Source organism: Vibrio nitrifigilis, assembly GCF_015686695.1.
Taxonomy (GTDB): Bacteria; Pseudomonadota; Gammaproteobacteria; order Enterobacterales; family Vibrionaceae; genus Vibrio; species Vibrio nitrifigilis.
In genome coordinates, this window is record NZ_JADPMR010000004.1 from 1,242,167 (window position 1) to 1,258,546 (window position 16,380).

The following is a 16,380-nucleotide window of genomic DNA, read 5'->3' on the forward strand; positions in this document are numbered from 1 at the left end:
CTACATTGTAGTACTCAGGTTTTTTTGTTTTTAGGCTGTGGACAGCCAGTTATATCCCATCACTGACAGGCGATAGGTTGGTTGAAAAATAATTAAATAATGGAATGGACCCAATAATGTTAAAAATTCTCCCATTTGGTCTTGCACTACTTCCCGTGTGCGTGCTTGCAGCCACTAGTCAGCCTCAACTCACATATCAGGACGCTAAGATACTCACCATTAATCACCTTCAATTCAAAGACCTGAATCGTGATGGTATTCTCAACCCGTACGAGGATTGGCGATTATCAAATAGCATTCGCGCCAAAGACCTCGTTGCACGCATGACACTCGCCGAAAAAGCGGGAGCCATGATGCACGCCTCTGCGCCAGCACCACATAATGTCATGGGACGTGGACCAACCTATGATCTTGACCAGCTTAAGACCATGATTCAAAACGATCACGTTAATGCCATGATAACGCGACTAGATGGCGATAATCCCGCTCGCTTTGCCCAGCAGAACAATAAGCTACAACAATTCGCTGAACACACAACTTTAGGCATTCCCGTCACTATCAGTACCGATCCACGCAATGCCTATCACTATTCACTGCATGATGACATTGATAGCGCAGCGGCGGGAAAATTTTCCCAATGGCCTGAAAAAGAATCCTCCGGCAAAGCCGGAGGTTTTCATATGCGCCTATAAGGCTCTCCTACCAGCAGCGCCCTAGCAGGCGCATAGTGATCTGGCATTTGCATACAACTATTTCTTGCGACCCGTAAACGGGTTTCCTGCATATGGGATCGACAGTTGTTCTCCCATTTTATCTTGCTCCAATTGGTGCTTGATATAATTTTGGATTTTGCCTGTATTCTTACCTACTGTGTCAACGTAATAGCCCCGGCACCAAAATTCTCGATTTCGGTATTTGAATTTCAAATCACCAAATCGCTCGTAAAGCATCAAACTACTTTTACCTTTTAAATATCCCATAAAACCCGAAACACTCATCTTCGGGGGAATTTCTAAAAGCATATGTACATGATCTTTACAGCATTCCGCCTCGAGTATATTCACATTTTTCCATTCACATAACTTTCGCAATATCTCTCCAACTGCTCGACGTTTTTCCCCGTAGAACACCTGTCTCCTATATTTGGGTGCGAATACTATATGATATTTACAGTTCCATCTTGTGTGAGCTAAGCTCTTCTCGTCCCCCATATTGGGACCCCTTTCAATTTTTGTTTAACTCTTGTAGTTGCCAGACCACAAGATATTTCTAACAAATTGAAAGGGGTTTTATAACTGACTTATATCTATAAGCTCGACGGAACCCCCAGCCTAGCTGGGGGTTTTCTTTGCACAAAAAAAGCGAGGCTCATGGCCTCGCAAGCAGTGGATTACACACAAAGGAAATTAGAAATTAAGTTGTTTAGCGGCATAAGCAAGATTAAAGACAGGAACTTGCTTGGCAAAAGCCGAGATTTGCTGTTGGTCTACCCCTTCAATTAACTTGGTATTAGGCTTCTCAAACACATTTACGCTGGTAAAAAATTTCAATAACGTGTCATTACCATCATTTGTTAATGCTTGTTTTAATGCCGTTGTTTCATCGGCTGAACACCCGTACATTTTTTCTTGGTACAAATAGACAACTACATTTTTCTTTTTAGTTTGATCAAGAGAATTAAACCATTGATTATCTTTTGGGAAAGCGTATTGGCTGGTTTTGGCTTGCTGAATACAATTACCGTAAGCATCGTCCCATGTTTTTAGCGCTTCGACACTGCTTTGCGGCTGAGCTGATTTTTCATCTTTCGAGGAAGCAGAATGACTTGCACAACCAGATAAAACAGCGGCAGAACATAGGGCAAGGGTCAATATCGGTTTCACAGAATATCTCCAATTCGTTTTCGCTGGTAAACAGTAAAACACGCCAATCGGAAGACTTTGTGAACAATAAGTCAGGTTTCTGACCGAAAACAATTAGCGAATATATACCCAAATGACCTCAAGATGCAGGATTCAGAGCTTCATCAACGAGCCTAGGTCAAGCTCAATCACGGCAGGAATGGTCATTCCCTTTTAACGTGATTGAGCGCAGAAATAGGTTTGTTGATGAGCTCCCAAAGGGCGAGTTTTATTCGCTCCTAGGCTGTGTTACTTATTTTCTACGTAGAATGACTATGTCTTCAAATCAGTGCCTTGCCTAAGAGCGAATACATTCTCGCTGAAACAGCATCTTGAGGTTACTTGGGTATACATCTACTAAAAAATAGGATATGCCTCGAAGAATTGACAGTTAATATTTTATAATTAAATGGCAATACGTGAAGAACATAAAATGCAATACCGATATTCTGGGGGCGATGACATCCCCCAAAATAAAGTTGTATTTACATCGGTTCAGAAGACTCTATCGCTTCATGAATACGAAGATGATCAAGGTGGCGTTCATAGAAAGGTAAATAAATTTTATTTTGATAGCGCGCTTTCTTATAAATAGAAGCGACAAAAATATCCGCTGCTGAAAAACTGCCACCGACAGCATACGCTGATTTTAAACATAATCGATCTTCCAGTTTGTTTAAACAACTGCTGATCCAATCTGCTCTTAGCTGGCGCTTTTCTTGTTCATTAATATCTGGTCGAATCACTTGTAACACAGACCGATTTTGCGGGGTATGAATAGTGCCGTTAACAAATTCACATACTTCGCGAATAGAAGCTCTCTCAAACAGAGAACGTCCAAGCAAAGGTGGATTAGGCATTAACTCTTCCAAGCATTCAATGATAGCGACTGATTCACAAATAATATAACCATCTATCGAGATTGCGGGGACATAACCAAAAGCACTAAGTTCAAGATACGAGCCATGCATCATATCTTGCGTCACTTCGATACGTTGATAAGGTGTTTTTTTGTAGTTTAATGCCCACTCTACTCGCTGAGAACAGTTAGAGCCATCCGCACTATATAATATAATTTTCATGACATTACCCAACCAGATTCTATTAATTTTATGAATATTATCTAGAGATAATACGTATATCATGCTGCATTAACTGCGATGAAGCGCTCGTTTTGCGCAACTGACGATGAAAACAATAATAAGCCATAATAACGATTATCCATGATTAAAGCCGCTCGTCTCATAAATCAATTTCTAATAAACCAATTTTATTTACTAATCACCAAGGTTTATTTCTGGCATATTTAACGCAACAAAGTATCACGTAAATGTTTAATATATATCCCATTTCAGATTGTTATTTACATATTAATTATTGACTCCTCCTCTATAAATTTAATGTCCTTACAAAACCAGTACGTTTATTTGACTTAATTTTCAATATTTAGCTCGATATTATTTTTTATTCGATATCTGAATTTGATTTCGAAATCATATTGAAATACATCTTGTTAAAAAGCCAATAAACACTGAATGAATAATCAATAAGTGGACCTTTGGCCTTTAGATTAAAGAGGAACTTATGAAAATATTATTATTTATCATCATGACGGGACTCAGCATCAGTCCTTATTGTTTAGCAACCGAGAGTACTCATAGCGGTAAAGGGACATTTTATAGTTACGGAGGAGGCGGCAACTGTAGCTTTCCTACTCCAGACGATACGATTTATACCGCTGCGATGAATGCCAGTGATTATGATAACTCGTCAGCCTGTGGAGCCTATATTAAGGTAACAAATACTGATACCAACCAGTCAATTACCGTCAGAATTGATGATCAATGTCCTGAATGTTCTCAAGGGGATGTCGATCTCGATAAAACCGCTTTTGCCAAAATTGCCGCAATAGAAACGGGAATTATCCCAATTTCATGGCATTACGTTGCCGATCCGATTGATGAAAACATAAAGCTCTATTTTAAAGAAGGCTCAAGCCAATGGTGGACCGGTATACAAGTCCGAGATCATAAATACCCGATAAAAACACTCAAATATCGCATAAGCGGTTCAGGTAATGATTTCACGACCGTCGAACGACAATCTTACAATTATTTTGTAAAAAATGATGGTTTTGGCGTCGGTCCATACGATTTTCAGATTACCGACTCAAAAGGGCAAACTCTAACGGTGAAATCGATTAGTTTGATTTTGAATTCAGAGATAGATACAGCGGCACAATTCCCTGACGCTGATTAATCAAAAAAAACGGGCTCGTTATAAACGAGCCCAAAACACATATAAAATACACACGAGGTTCATTGCTATGTCCTCGAGCGTGATAATACTATTTTATAGGTGTGCTTGTATACAATTTATCTATATTTACAACAACTTACAATAAACTCACGAAAGGTTCTAAGCCGTATAAATCTCATTCAGATATGGAATAAAAACCGGACATTTTCCGTACGTTGGTTTTTCATCCATTAAAAAAGAAAAAGACGCCAATAAAGACGCCTTAAACCATGATATCGCTATTGCCAATCAAGGATAACTTTACCAGAAGCCCCGCTACGCATGGTATCAAAGCCTTGTTGGAAGTCATCGATCTTGAAGTGGTGAGTGATAATTGGTGTTAAATCTAAGCCAGATTGGATTAGGCTTGCCATCTTGTACCAAGTTTCGAACATTTCACGGCCATAGATACCTTTAATGATCAAGCCCTTGAAAATCACCTTATTCCAATCGATAGCCATATCTGACGGAGGAATGCCGAGTAATGCAATACGACCACCGTGATTCATGCTATCTAGCATAGAGCTGAATGCACTTGGCACACCTGACATTTCCAAACCAACGTCAAAACCTTCGGTCATCTTCAGCTCTTTCATCACATCAGACAGTTTTTCGGTTGCAACATTAACTGCGCGAGTAACGCCCATTTTACGCGCAAGATCAAGGCGATACTCATTCACATCAGTAATAACAACATGGCGGGCACCCACGTGTTTTGCGACCGCAGCAGCCATAATACCAATAGGGCCGGCACCAGTAATTAAGACATCTTCCCCCACTAAATCAAAAGATAAAGCGGTATGAACTGCGTTACCAAACGGGTCAAAAATTGACGCTAAATCATCGGAGATTCCTTCTGGAATTTTAAACGCGTTAAAGGCTGGAATCACCAAGTACTCAGCAAATGCCCCAGTACGGTTGACACCAACACCGATGGTATTACGGCATAAATGCGTGCGACCACCGCGACAATTACGACAGTGGCCACAGGTGATATGACCTTCCCCTGAAACGCGATCTCCTAACGCAAAACCACGGACATCAGAGCCTATACCGACAACTTCACCTACGTATTCATGTCCAACCACCATAGGCACTGGGATGGTGTTTTGTGACCATTCATCCCAGTTGTAAATATGGACATCCGTACCACATATGGCCGTTTTACGAATTTTAATCAGTAAGTCATTATGGCCAGGTTCTGGCTTTTCGACCTCAGTCATCCAGATGCCCTGTTCACGCTTAAGTTTTGATAACGCTTTAATTTTCATGGCCATTAACCTTTAATGATACCCATATCTTTACCCACTTCGATGAACGCATCGATGGCTTGATCTAACTGTTCACGGCTATGCGCCGCAGACATTTGTGTACGAATACGTGCTTGACCTTTTGGCACTACTGGGAAAGAGAAACCAATCACATAAATGCCTTTGGCAAGCGCGCGTTCTGCAAATTCAGCCGCTATCTTTGCATCGCCAAGCATAATTGGAATAATAGCGTGATCAGCGCCCGCCAGAGTAAACCCAGCCTCTGTCATGCGTGCACGGAAATGCGCTGCGTTATCCCACAATTGAGCGCGCAGATCGCCGCTTTCTTGCAGAAGGTCTAAAACACGTAGTGATGCAGAAATAATGGCAGGAGCAACAGAGTTCGAGAATAGGTATGGTCGAGAGCGTTGACGTAGCCAGTCAATGACCTCTTTTTTACCAGCAGTGTAGCCACCAGATGCCCCGCCCATCGCTTTGCCTAAGGTGCCAGTGATGATGTCGATACGATCAATAACATCATGATATTCATGTGTACCTCGGCCGTTTGCTCCCATAAACCCTACCGCATGGGAATCATCAACCATGACGAGTGCATTGTATTTGTCAGCAAGATCGCAAATAGCAGGAAGATTGGCGACCACGCCATCCATTGAAAAAACACCATCAGTGACGATTAATTTATTACGGACACCCGCTTGATCAGCAGCGATCAACTGCTGCTCTAACTCAACCATATTATTGTTGGCATAACGAAAACGCTTCGCCTTACATAGTCGGACACCATCAATGATGGAGGCGTGGTTTAGTGCATCGGAAATAATGGCATCTTGGTCATCTAAAATAGTTTCAAACAAACCGGTATTGGCATCGAAACATGAGGAGTAAAGAATCGTATCTTCTTTACCCAAAAATTGAGAAAGTTTTTGTTCCAGTTGTTTATGAGCATCTTGTGTACCACAGATAAAGCGTACAGAAGCCATACCAAAACCGTGCTCATCCATACCACCTTTAGCAGCTTCAATAAGGGCTGGATGGTTTGCTAGACCAAGATAGTTATTGGCACAAAAGTTTAATACTTCTTCACCAGACGAAATTTTAACGGCCGCTTGTTGTTGAGATGTAATAATACGTTCTGATTTATAAAGACCTTCGGCTTTTACTTCCTCGATCTGATTACGTATTTGCTGATAAAAAGCAGACGACATTGCGTTTTCCTTCTCTTAATTCAATTGAGTGTCAGAGTCATCAACCTAAACTAGAAGCCGATATTTCAACCGTCTGACATCCTTATCTGCTAAGTTTAATCCAAGCTTGATAATCGGATTATCCGCTCGCTTGGAAAAATATTTATGAATATGAGGCACAAATAAACTTGAATCAAAAAAAAACCGCTAACCAAATAGTTAGCGGTATAGATATCAGCAGGCAGCGGATCTTGGCTGATAAAATTTTAATTTATTAATGGCATTCGAATGAATCAGCGTTATTTACATCACCTTGCCCTTTGTAAAACGCGATTTTCGGATAAACACATAATGGTTGTTTTTTACCTGGAAAAGCTTTGCCTTGAGCAATAATACGCTCAGGAGCTTGGCCGTTTTCAACCCAATGTTGCATCACCGTCAATGGGTCAAAGTTATCCAACCCAGGACCGTCACCACAGTGTGTCATGCCAGGAACCATAAACAATCTCGCCCACTGACGTTGCTCAGTTTTATTACCGTTCGATGTATGTTGTTCCACTTGATTGTACCAATCCTTGATGTCATCGGCAGAGAAGACTGGATCGGATATACCTTGGTAAATCAATATCTTACCACCATTACTCTTGAATGTATTGAGGTAAGTAGCGTTCGCGTCGTTAATCGCTGAAGTTTCGGCGATACGAGCGGGATCTTTATCAAAATCAAACTTCATGAGGTCAAAGTTTGGATTAGGTGGCGTCATGTAGTAATTAACCAAAGAATCGCGACCAAGCACAATGTTCAGCGCATTGGGTTTGTTAGCGTCGTTGGAGTTCCCCAACTTCCATAAACGCCAACCTTTTGAAGCGATTCCGGTATCAAATGGCCAACTTGAATACAGCGTATTGCCTTGGCTATTTTTTGCCCCAGCAAATACTTTATTAAGAGCATCAACTTTGTTTTTCGACAAGCAGTGTTCTACCTCACCGTTTTTACATTGCAACTCTACTGGATTGAAATGACAAGCAGGATAGTTATTAATAATCCCGTCTTTTAAGCCATCTTTACCGTCACACTCCTGCACAATCGCTTTACTTACCATGTTTAATTCAGCTTGAGAAAACGCTTGCGATAGAATCGGTTTACCCTGTTTATCTTTTGGCGCGATTGAAGAAAGGATCTGGGTATCCCATACTTCACCAATCGCAGCATGGCTTAAACGAAAACCAGGATCGCCGGCGATAATACCGTTAAATTCAGTCGGGTATCGTTCTGCTGCAATCATGGCCTCACGACCACCATTTGAGCATCCCATAAAATAAGAGTGGGTGATTTTTTCGTTGTAATAATGACGAATCAATTGCTTCGCTGTTGAAGTCACCTTACCAACTGCTTGATAGGCATAATCTAAACGCGCTTGTTGATCATGAGCGAACTCAGCATTACGGCCTTCATGTCCTCCATCCATCGAGACCACAGCAAAGCCTCGTTGTAATGCCGGAGCGGCAGTTGCCCCATGAACAGGAATACTCCCCACCGCGTTTGCAACAAAGCCATCTAAGCCACCGCCACCTTGAAATAAGAATTCCCCGTGCCAATTCGTTGGCATTCTTAATTCAAACTGAATAGCGTACTTTTTACCATCAGCACCAATACGTTCATTAATCGCACCATTGATCCGACAATGCGCGGGTAGTGCATTCCCCGCCGCACTTGCTCCCGTTAGCGCCGACATTTTATCTTTTGCCGCGTGTCCGGCTTTTACCCACTCTGTTTTTTGTATATGAACATGAGTTAATGACATCTGTGACATGGCTGTACAAGCTTGCTCAGCCGTAACGGCAAAAGCGCAACTCGGAACGGCAGCCAAGGAACCTAGGCCGACAAGTATCTTAATCGATTTATTCATTATAGTTATCCATTGAACAACAGGAAGAAAGCAAATCTATGAGAGTGAAAGAATTTACCATTTGATTATGAAATTAAAAACCGCATAATTTACCCTCTTCTTATCTAAAAATTCGATAGGTTACTCGTGTATAAGACGTCAATTGATCAATGGTTAGTGTTTACCACCATTATTGAAACTGGGGGATTTAATGCTGCAGCGGAAAAACTACATCGCAGCCAATCTTCAATTAGTTACTCGATTAGTAAGCTACAAGAACAATTAGGGCTTAAGCTATTTATTCAAAATGGTAGAAAGATGAGGCTAACGGCTGAAGGGGAAAGGCTAAGAGAAGAAATAGCACCAGTATTGAAGGAATTCGGCCGTATTGAATCGGTCGCCAACATGTTAGCTTCCGGTGTCGAGTCACGGATCTGTTTGTTAGTTGATTCCATTTTTCCCCGTCAATTACTGTTTAAAGCGATTCATTTATTTAATCAACAGTATCCCAATACGCGAGTCGAACTGTATGACATGATTCGCTTAAGTCCCTCAGAACATGTGCAATTCGATATGGCGATTTGCACCTCGACTAATGGCTTAGTGTCGGGAGATAAAATCATCGATATCGAGCTTTATCCTGTCGCTCACCCTAATCATCCGATATTTAATCACCAACCGATTCATCGCCAGGAATTATCTCATCACGTCAGCGTTCGCTTTCAAAATTCTCATCAAATACAAGGGAATGAACCGATGAGAAAAGGAGAATACTGGTTGGTTAATACGTTAGAAGCGGCCGCTTCAGCAGTGAGAAATCGCTTGGCCTATGGGTGGTTACCTATGGAAGTCATCCGACAAGATCTTGAGCAAAAAACGATGGCATTGTTACAACTAGAAGATAGGTTTAAAAGCATTATACCGCTCTATTTAATCGCGGGTGATAATGGAATTTGCGGCCCAGCCTCGGCATTCCTTAAACAGGTCATTTTTCAGGTATGCCAAAATAGAGAATCACTTATTAACGAATAAAATGGTGACCTATAAGGTCACCATTTTTCATCGTTTCACCAGTGGTATCAAGGATAATACCTAGAAGAAACCAAGCGGGTTAACATCATAACTGATCAGTAAATTTTTGGTGTTTTGATAGTGACTTAGCATCATTTTGTGCGTTTCACGGCCAATACCCGATTTCTTATAACCACCAAATGCGGCATGAGCTGGATACATGTGATAGCAGTTGATCCATACCCGACCAGCTTCAATACCACGCCCCATGCGGTACGCTAAGTTGGCATCTCGTGTCCAGACACCAGCACCTAAACCATATTCTGTATCGTTAGCAATCGCTAGTGCTTCAGCTTCATCTTTGAAGGTAGTAATCGCAATCACTGGCCCAAAGATTTCTTCTTGGAACACGCGCATTTTATTGTGTCCTGCTAACATGGTTGGCTGCACATAATAACCATCACTGATATCGCCAGACTGTTTAGATAAATCACCTCCAAACAGCACTTTCGCTCCTTCATTGCGCCCTATTTCTAAATAGCTGAGAATTTTTTCGTATTGCTCTTGTGATGCTTGTGCCCCTACTTGGATATCGCTATCAAGGGGGTTACCTTGTTTGATTAATTTGGCACGCTCAGTGAGTTTGGTTACAAATTTATCGTAAATAGATTCTTGAACTAACACTCGTGATGGACAAGTACACACTTCTCCTTGATTAAAGAAGCCTAATAATGTGCCTTCAATACATTTTTCTAAATACGCATCTTCATGTTCGAATACATCAGCAAAATAGATATTCGGTGATTTACCACCTAACTCCACCGTGGACGGAATTAAACTATCGGCGGCACATTTTAAAATGTGATTCCCCACAGAAGTGGATCCTGTGAACGCCAATTTGTTGATACGATGGCTTGTCGCTAATGCTTGCCCCGCTTCACTCCCGAAGCCATTGACAATATTAATCACTCCCGCTGGCAATAAATCGCTAATGGTGTCCATTAGCACCAAAATAGAAACAGGGGTTTGCTCGGCAGGCTTCATAACAACGCAGCATCCAGCAGCTAAAGCGGGGGCCAATTTCCAAGCCGCCATTAACATCGGAAAATTCCAAGGAATGATTTGTCCAACAACCCCAATTGGCTCGTGGAAATGATAGGCTGTGGTTTTCTCGTCAATTTCCCCGATACTGCCCTCTTGTGCACGAATACATCCCGCGAAATAACGGAAATGATCCACGACTAACGGTAGGTCGGCCGCTAGAGTTTCCCGAATTGGTTTACCATTTTCCCATGTTTCTACATAGGCTAATGTTTCAAGGTTTTGTTCCAATCGGTCAGCAATTTTCAATAGCAGATTCGAGCGTTCAGCCACACTCGTCTTTGCCCATGTAGTGCGCGCTTCATGGGCCGCGTCTAATGCCAGCTCAATATCAGCAGCACCGGAACGCGCTACTTTGCAAAAGGCTTTACCGTTAACAGGTGAAATATCATCAAAATATTCTCCAGAAACAGGTTTTACCCACTGACCTCCGATAAAGTTATCGTAATGAGATTCGAAATTAAATATGGCTTTGGCAGATCCAGGTTGAGCATAAATCATAATTATTCCCTTCTACTTTCTCATTTATTTTTTGGACTAACCTGTGCTTTTTTGCAGCAGTTTCAAAATTAACTACGCAAATCACACGCCATAAACCCGCCCCTTGTTGTTAATGAAATGTAAAACTATGATTAACAAATAATTAAAATAACCAACACAATGCTCTGATAAGCGAACAGAATCTGCCAACGACTGTTCAGCTGTAACAAAATGGAACAGTGTGGGTGTGAAGTGATGGAACAATTATGCAAATTCAACCGGTTAACAAAGATTGGTTAATAACCTCTTGGGGAAGAAGCGAGCAAGCGGGATTAAAGCAGCGTCGTTTACCTGAACATATTCGTTTGCCAAATTACGAGTTAAAAGAACGTAAATGGCGGGCAACAGCCATGATCGATGCGATCAATCAGCGGGTATTACCACTATTTGAACAAATGTACGCACATAGCGATAGTCGACTCATTTTAACCGATCAGGAAGGCATCATTTTAGCGACTTGGGGACAACCTAAGTTTCGTGAACGATTACTGCAAATAGCGTTAGAACCAGGTTCATGTTGGCAAGAAAAAGTAAAAGGTACCAATGCGATTGGTACTGCGTTAATCGAAACCAAACCTATCTCAGTGATTGGCGAACAACATTTTATTCGTCAACACCAGTTTATTAGCTGCTCCGCCAGCCCTATTTTTGACTACCAAGGCAATCTGCTTGGTGTACTTGATATCACCAGTGAACAACAGCAGCACGATGTTTCTACTCAAGTGCTCGTCCACAACATGGTTCAACTTATCGAAAACCACCTGATCACTCATCTACCAGATGGATCCACGCGTATCGATTTAGCCATGGACAAGTCTATGCTTGATAGCGGCTGGCAAGGTATTGTTATTGCCGATAGCCAAGGGAAAATAATGGCACACAACGAAATCGCGACCCACTTGATCGACAAACCTCTTGAGGCGGGGTTACATCTACAAGACCTTTTAGATCATATTCCCAAACGCATTATTTACGAAACGAAACCGATTAATCATCCAGCACCAAAACAAGTAAAAATCGTTCCGGATATTTCTTGTGAACCCAAGCTTCATTATGGAGACGAAACACTCCAGAAAGCTTGGCAGCAGGCAACCCAGTTAATCGATCACGATATCCCAATTTTACTCCTAGGTGAAACCGGATCAGGCAAAGGAGAGTTTATAAAAGCACTCCACCAAGCGAGTTTACGACGCAATAAACCGTTAATTACTGTCAACTGCTCCGCACTTGCTAAAGAACTGGTCGAATCGGAATTATTTGGTTACGCGCCAGGCGCATTTACTGGTGCGAGCAACAAAGGATATTCAGGAAAAATTCGCGCGGCTCACCAAGGCACTTTGTTTCTCGATGAAATTGGCGATATGCCGTTAGAAGTACAAACTCGTTTACTGCAAGTGTTACAAGACAAGGTCGTTGTACCTGTTGGATGCGTTCAAGAACATGCCGTCGATATACAGATTATTGCCGCAACGCACCGCCCATTAGAGCATGCGGTCGAGCAGGGGAAATTCCGCCAAGATCTGTATTATCGCTTAAATGGTTTAACTCTACGTTTACCCCCTTTAAGAGATCGTCAGGATAAATCTGCCCTCATTCGGGCCATTCACCATAAATACGCGCCAAAACACCAAACCATTTGTCCAGCCCTACACGTTTTGTTTAGTCAATATCTATGGCCAGGTAATCTTAGAGAATTGGACAATACGATGAAAGTTGCTTGCCTACTAGCGAGTGAGCACTCACAACTAAAACGCCAGTATCTCCCCGATGATTTACAGCAACGCTTACAGCTCAACAAACAATATGATCCCAATAGCGCCCACCAGCACTCCCCTCAACCCGAAGACAATGTAGAGCAAGAGCATACCTTAAAAGATCATATAGACGACACTTTACTAAGCGCCTTTGAAAGTCATAGTGGTAATATCAGCCAAACTGCCAGAACTTTGGGAATAAGCCGCAATACGCTGTATCGAAAGTTACGAGCGATTGGAATTTTAGAGTAATAGCTCACGTCTTAACATAGAGACAATTGTATTAGCGTACATTATCTGCGAAAGTTTCGACCCCTTTAAATACGCTCTATCCGCGTCGATAACAACGTTCAAAGCCATGTTACAAACAAAGCTCATTGCACTCCTGCCAGATTTGGCCAGTTTCATTCTTGTTGTTAACGAAGGCAGCTTTACTGCTGCGGCGAAACAACTAGGAGTGACCCCTTCAGCACTGAGCAAACTCATTACTCGATTGGAGAAAGCACTCTCCGTAAAGTTGTTTGAACGCTCTACTCGTACTTTGCATATCACACAAGCGGGTCAACAGATTTATGATCAATGCTTAGTGATGATTAATGCTGCAGAGCAAGCGGTTGAATTGTCACGTCGTGATCATCGAGAACCTACAGGTTCACTCACTGTTGCGGCTCCGGAAGCGTTTCTTAATTCGGTATTGCAGCCCTTTGTGGTGCCGTTTTTGCAGCAATATCCGCACATTGACCTGAAACTGCGCGCTGCTGATGGCAATATTGAACTGTTCCGCCACAGTATAGATGTCGCTTTCAAACTCACCGATAAACCCGATGAAAACTTAGTGCTAAAAGAGTTATGTAAAACAAATTTAGTCCTGTGCGCCGCCCCCGAATACCTCGCTCAACGAGGAACCCCTCAGCATCCGACCGCTCTCAGAGAGCACGATTGCCTTTATTTAGCAGAAAATGCCAAAGATCATATTTGGGACTTCTTAAAAGATGATGAATTTCATACCGTTGCGATCTCTGGCCGTTACGCTGTTAACCAGTCACAAATGCGCCTCAATGGGGTAAAACATGGGTTGGGTATCGGTATTTTTCACGATTTCGTGGTACAAGATCTCTTAGCATGTGGAGACGTGGTACAAGTATTACCGGATTGGACGATAAAAAGTAACTATCACGGTGCTGTCGCCATGCAATATCCTCAGACAAAGTACATGCCAGCGCGTTTGCGCGTATTTATTGATTTTGTCATTGAACACGTACAACCGAAGTTACAAGCTAAGGACAGTATTCATGCTTAAACGAATTCATCACACTGCCATTATCTGTAAAGATTACGCCCGTTCAAAGAATTTCTACACGCAAATCCTTGGACTCAAGGTAATTTCCGAAAATTATCGCGAACCGCGAGATTCGTATAAGCTCGATCTGGCGTTACCTGATGGCGGCCAAATCGAACTGTTTTCTTTTCCCACGCCACCAGACAGACCTAGCCACCCAGAAGCGTGTGGATTACGTCATCTCGCTTTCGTGGTAGAAGATGTAGCGGCAGCAAAATTACACCTTGAATCTCTCAATGTGGACGTAGAACCCATTCGGATTGACCCTTATACAGGGAAAGCGTTTACTTTTTTCCAAGATCCCGACGGATTGCCATTAGAGTTGTATGAAGAATAATATCGTGGCCAATTTTCAACATTGAATGATTCGATTTGCAAATCAGAGTATGACTAGGAGAGAAAAGATTCTCGCTGAAACAGCATCTTGAGGTGACTTGAGTATACAGAGGGATAAAAAGAGTCTTACGCAAGACTCTTTTTATTTAGAACGATAGCTCGTCATTAAGCGCATATAGCTATCTGGTTTTTTTATGGTACTCTTTGCGCAGTGCATCAATCTTATTAAGCTTCAATTTGGCATCATTTAAATCGCCTTTGTTCAAGCTGACTTTTATTCCATCAATTGCTGTCGTCAAATCTTGTAAGCCTTGGTAAAACTGCGCCGGGTTTTTGCCTTCGTATTCATCCCGTTTAGCTTCTTTCACTAAACTCGACATATCACCCATTGCCACTTTCATATCATCAACAGTTTGTGCTTGATACGCTTGCTGTAATGCTGATTTCATCTGCTTCATTGTGCGCCCAAGCTCTCCATGAGCAAACACACTAGTGCTGAGTAAAATACCAATTGATAAGGTAACTAACGACTTTATCATCACATTTCCCCTTCAAATATTTTTCGACTTTTGCATCTTTATTGCTTTTAGGTTTTTATTTTGGCACCACTGCATACTCAATGCGCATGAGTGATTATCCCCAAATAAGATCACAATATGAGATTTTCAAAAGAGTAAAATCTCACAACAGCAAGTCACAGTTACATACACATAAGACTTCAATGAAATTATTTGTCTATAAAGTGTAGGTCAAATTCTGGGATAATTTCGTGACCGCGTAGACGTAAAAAGTTAAGAAATTGTTGCGGATTATGAGTTATTACTTTATCAGTACTTATTCCAACAGTATCAATCAGTTCAATTGCTGTATCTAGCCCCCCAATGTACTGACAAAAGTGAGCGTCGCTACCTGTAGTAATGTACGCGCCTTTCGCTTTAGCAATCTCAGCAATTTGATAGCAGCGCTCTTTGCTACCTACACGGCTATGCCCGTCTAAACTACTGTTATTAATTTCAATCGCCACATTGTGCTCTGCTGCACAAGAAATCACCGCCTCAAAATCGAAATCAAAACGAGGATTTCCTAAATGCCCCAACGCATCAATGCGCCCCTGTTTGATGGCATTAACTAACATTGTTGTATGTTGTTCTAATGTTGATGGATGCACAACGGGCTCATGTAAACTCCCTATCATCCAGTCCAAACGAGAGTCGACCTGTTCGGGGATATCAACATCGCCATCCTCGTTCATAATATTGGCTTCAACCCCACGAATAACAGCCACCCCTTTAATAAATCTTGGCAAGATTTTTTGATTCACAAAAAACCAAAAATGCGGTGCTCCAGGCATAGAATGAGCATGATCAGTGGTACAAAACATGGCTAAACCACTCTCTTTAGCACTACGAGCATTTTCAATTAAGGTGCTGTAAGCGTGTCCGCTCGCATAAGTATGAGTATGTGTATCGACAAGTATTTTCATTATTAGAATCCTTCCTAGTGCATTACATAAAGTGTATCAGTGTCGCCATCGGTTACCAATCAAAGCAATTATAATTCATAAAAATATCATTAACTTATAGTACAAAAATTCGGTGCTTCATCACTTTTTTCACCTTTAAACTGCAGCGAGCCTTTATTCATCTTGTTGAATTTAATTTTCGTCAAACCTACGCGTTAATGATGTAACTTCTTGTAACTTGCACTCATAGAGCGGTGTTCTTCACCTTTTCAGTGATTCATTTTGCAACCTTTCA

The 16,380-nt window shown here is 41.7% G+C and carries 15 protein-coding genes; 6 read left to right on the forward strand and 9 right to left on the reverse strand.

Translation table 11 applies throughout. From position 1 onward, the window contains the following. The first annotated feature begins 116 nt into the window (after positions 1–116). Positions 117–692 (forward strand): hypothetical protein, encoded by a 576-nt coding sequence (locus I1A42_RS21970; RefSeq protein WP_196125035.1) that lies wholly within the window; start codon positions 117–119, stop codon positions 690–692. 57 nt (positions 693–749) lie between these two features. On the opposite strand, the gene tnpA is transcribed toward I1A42_RS21970, so the two are convergent. From tnpA to I1A42_RS21985, 3 genes are all read right to left on the reverse strand, one after another. Then, positions 750–1,211: an IS200/IS605 family transposase gene (gene tnpA / locus I1A42_RS21975; protein WP_161153188.1), complete on the reverse strand. Its 462-nt coding sequence runs from the start codon at positions 1,209–1,211 to the stop codon at positions 750–752. 195 nt (positions 1,212–1,406) lie between these two features. After that, positions 1,407–1,883: a hypothetical protein gene (locus I1A42_RS21980; RefSeq protein ID WP_196125037.1), complete on the reverse strand. Its 477-nt coding sequence runs from the start codon at positions 1,881–1,883 to the stop codon at positions 1,407–1,409. 503 nt (positions 1,884–2,386) lie between these two features. Further along, a complete protein-coding gene (locus I1A42_RS21985) occupies positions 2,387–2,983 on the reverse strand; it encodes a glutathione S-transferase family protein (protein WP_161153190.1) in 597 nt (198 codons plus the stop codon). A 502-nt stretch (positions 2,984–3,485) separates the two neighbouring features. Here I1A42_RS21985 and I1A42_RS21990 point away from each other — a divergent pair. Further along, complete coding sequence (locus I1A42_RS21990; RefSeq protein ID WP_161153191.1) at positions 3,486–4,160, forward strand: expansin EXLX1 family cellulose-binding protein; 675 nt, start codon at positions 3,486–3,488, stop codon at positions 4,158–4,160. A 278-nt stretch (positions 4,161–4,438) separates the two neighbouring features. On the opposite strand, the gene tdh is transcribed toward I1A42_RS21990, so the two are convergent. The 3 genes from tdh to I1A42_RS22005 all read right to left on the reverse strand — a co-directional run bounded on the left by tdh (position 4,439) and on the right by I1A42_RS22005 (position 8,563). Beyond that, positions 4,439–5,470 (reverse strand): L-threonine 3-dehydrogenase, encoded by a 1,032-nt coding sequence (tdh, locus tag I1A42_RS21995; protein WP_161153192.1) that lies wholly within the window; start codon positions 5,468–5,470, stop codon positions 4,439–4,441. Between the two features lie 5 nt (positions 5,471–5,475). Further along, positions 5,476–6,675: a glycine C-acetyltransferase gene (locus I1A42_RS22000; protein ID WP_161153193.1), complete on the reverse strand. Its 1,200-nt coding sequence runs from the start codon at positions 6,673–6,675 to the stop codon at positions 5,476–5,478. 253 nt (positions 6,676–6,928) lie between these two features. Further along, positions 6,929–8,563 carry a tannase/feruloyl esterase family alpha/beta hydrolase gene (locus I1A42_RS22005; RefSeq protein ID WP_196125039.1) on the reverse strand — a complete coding sequence of 545 codons (1,635 nt, stop codon included), beginning with the start codon at positions 8,561–8,563 and terminating at the stop codon, positions 6,929–6,931. A gap of 126 nt (positions 8,564–8,689) precedes the next feature. On the opposite strand from I1A42_RS22005, the gene I1A42_RS22010 reads away from it, so the two are divergent. After that, positions 8,690–9,574 carry a LysR family transcriptional regulator gene (locus tag I1A42_RS22010; RefSeq protein WP_196125041.1) on the forward strand — a complete coding sequence of 295 codons (885 nt, stop codon included), beginning with the start codon at positions 8,690–8,692 and terminating at the stop codon, positions 9,572–9,574. Between the two features lie 60 nt (positions 9,575–9,634). On the opposite strand, the gene exaC is transcribed toward I1A42_RS22010, so the two are convergent. Continuing rightward, a complete protein-coding gene (exaC, locus tag I1A42_RS22015) occupies positions 9,635–11,155 on the reverse strand; it encodes an acetaldehyde dehydrogenase ExaC (RefSeq protein ID WP_161153196.1) in 1,521 nt (506 codons plus the stop codon). Positions 11,156–11,400: 245 nt separating this feature from the next. Here exaC and I1A42_RS22020 point away from each other — a divergent pair, with 245 nt between their 5' ends. The 3 genes from I1A42_RS22020 (at position 11,401) to gloA2 (ending at position 14,624) form a co-directional block, all read left to right on the forward strand. After that, positions 11,401–13,200 (forward strand): sigma-54-dependent Fis family transcriptional regulator, encoded by a 1,800-nt coding sequence (locus I1A42_RS22020; protein WP_196125043.1) that lies wholly within the window; start codon positions 11,401–11,403, stop codon positions 13,198–13,200. Positions 13,201–13,306: 106 nt separating this feature from the next. Further along, positions 13,307–14,248, forward strand: a complete 942-nt coding sequence (locus tag I1A42_RS22025) for a LysR family transcriptional regulator (protein WP_161153198.1) — start codon at positions 13,307–13,309, stop codon at positions 14,246–14,248. Further along, positions 14,241–14,624: an SMU1112c/YaeR family gloxylase I-like metalloprotein gene (gloA2, locus tag I1A42_RS22030; protein ID WP_161153199.1), complete on the forward strand. Its 384-nt coding sequence runs from the start codon at positions 14,241–14,243 to the stop codon at positions 14,622–14,624. The genes I1A42_RS22025 and gloA2 overlap by 8 nt, the downstream gene beginning before the upstream one ends. A gap of 178 nt (positions 14,625–14,802) precedes the next feature. On the opposite strand, the gene I1A42_RS22035 is transcribed toward gloA2, so the two are convergent. Together I1A42_RS22035 and I1A42_RS22040 are read right to left on the reverse strand one after the other, a co-directional pair. Continuing rightward, positions 14,803–15,162: a cytochrome b562 gene (locus I1A42_RS22035; RefSeq protein ID WP_161153200.1), complete on the reverse strand. Its 360-nt coding sequence runs from the start codon at positions 15,160–15,162 to the stop codon at positions 14,803–14,805. A 188-nt stretch (positions 15,163–15,350) separates the two neighbouring features. Beyond that, positions 15,351–16,106 (reverse strand): phosphatase, encoded by a 756-nt coding sequence (locus I1A42_RS22040; protein WP_196125045.1) that lies wholly within the window; start codon positions 16,104–16,106, stop codon positions 15,351–15,353. Positions 16,107–16,380: the final 274 nt, after the last annotated feature.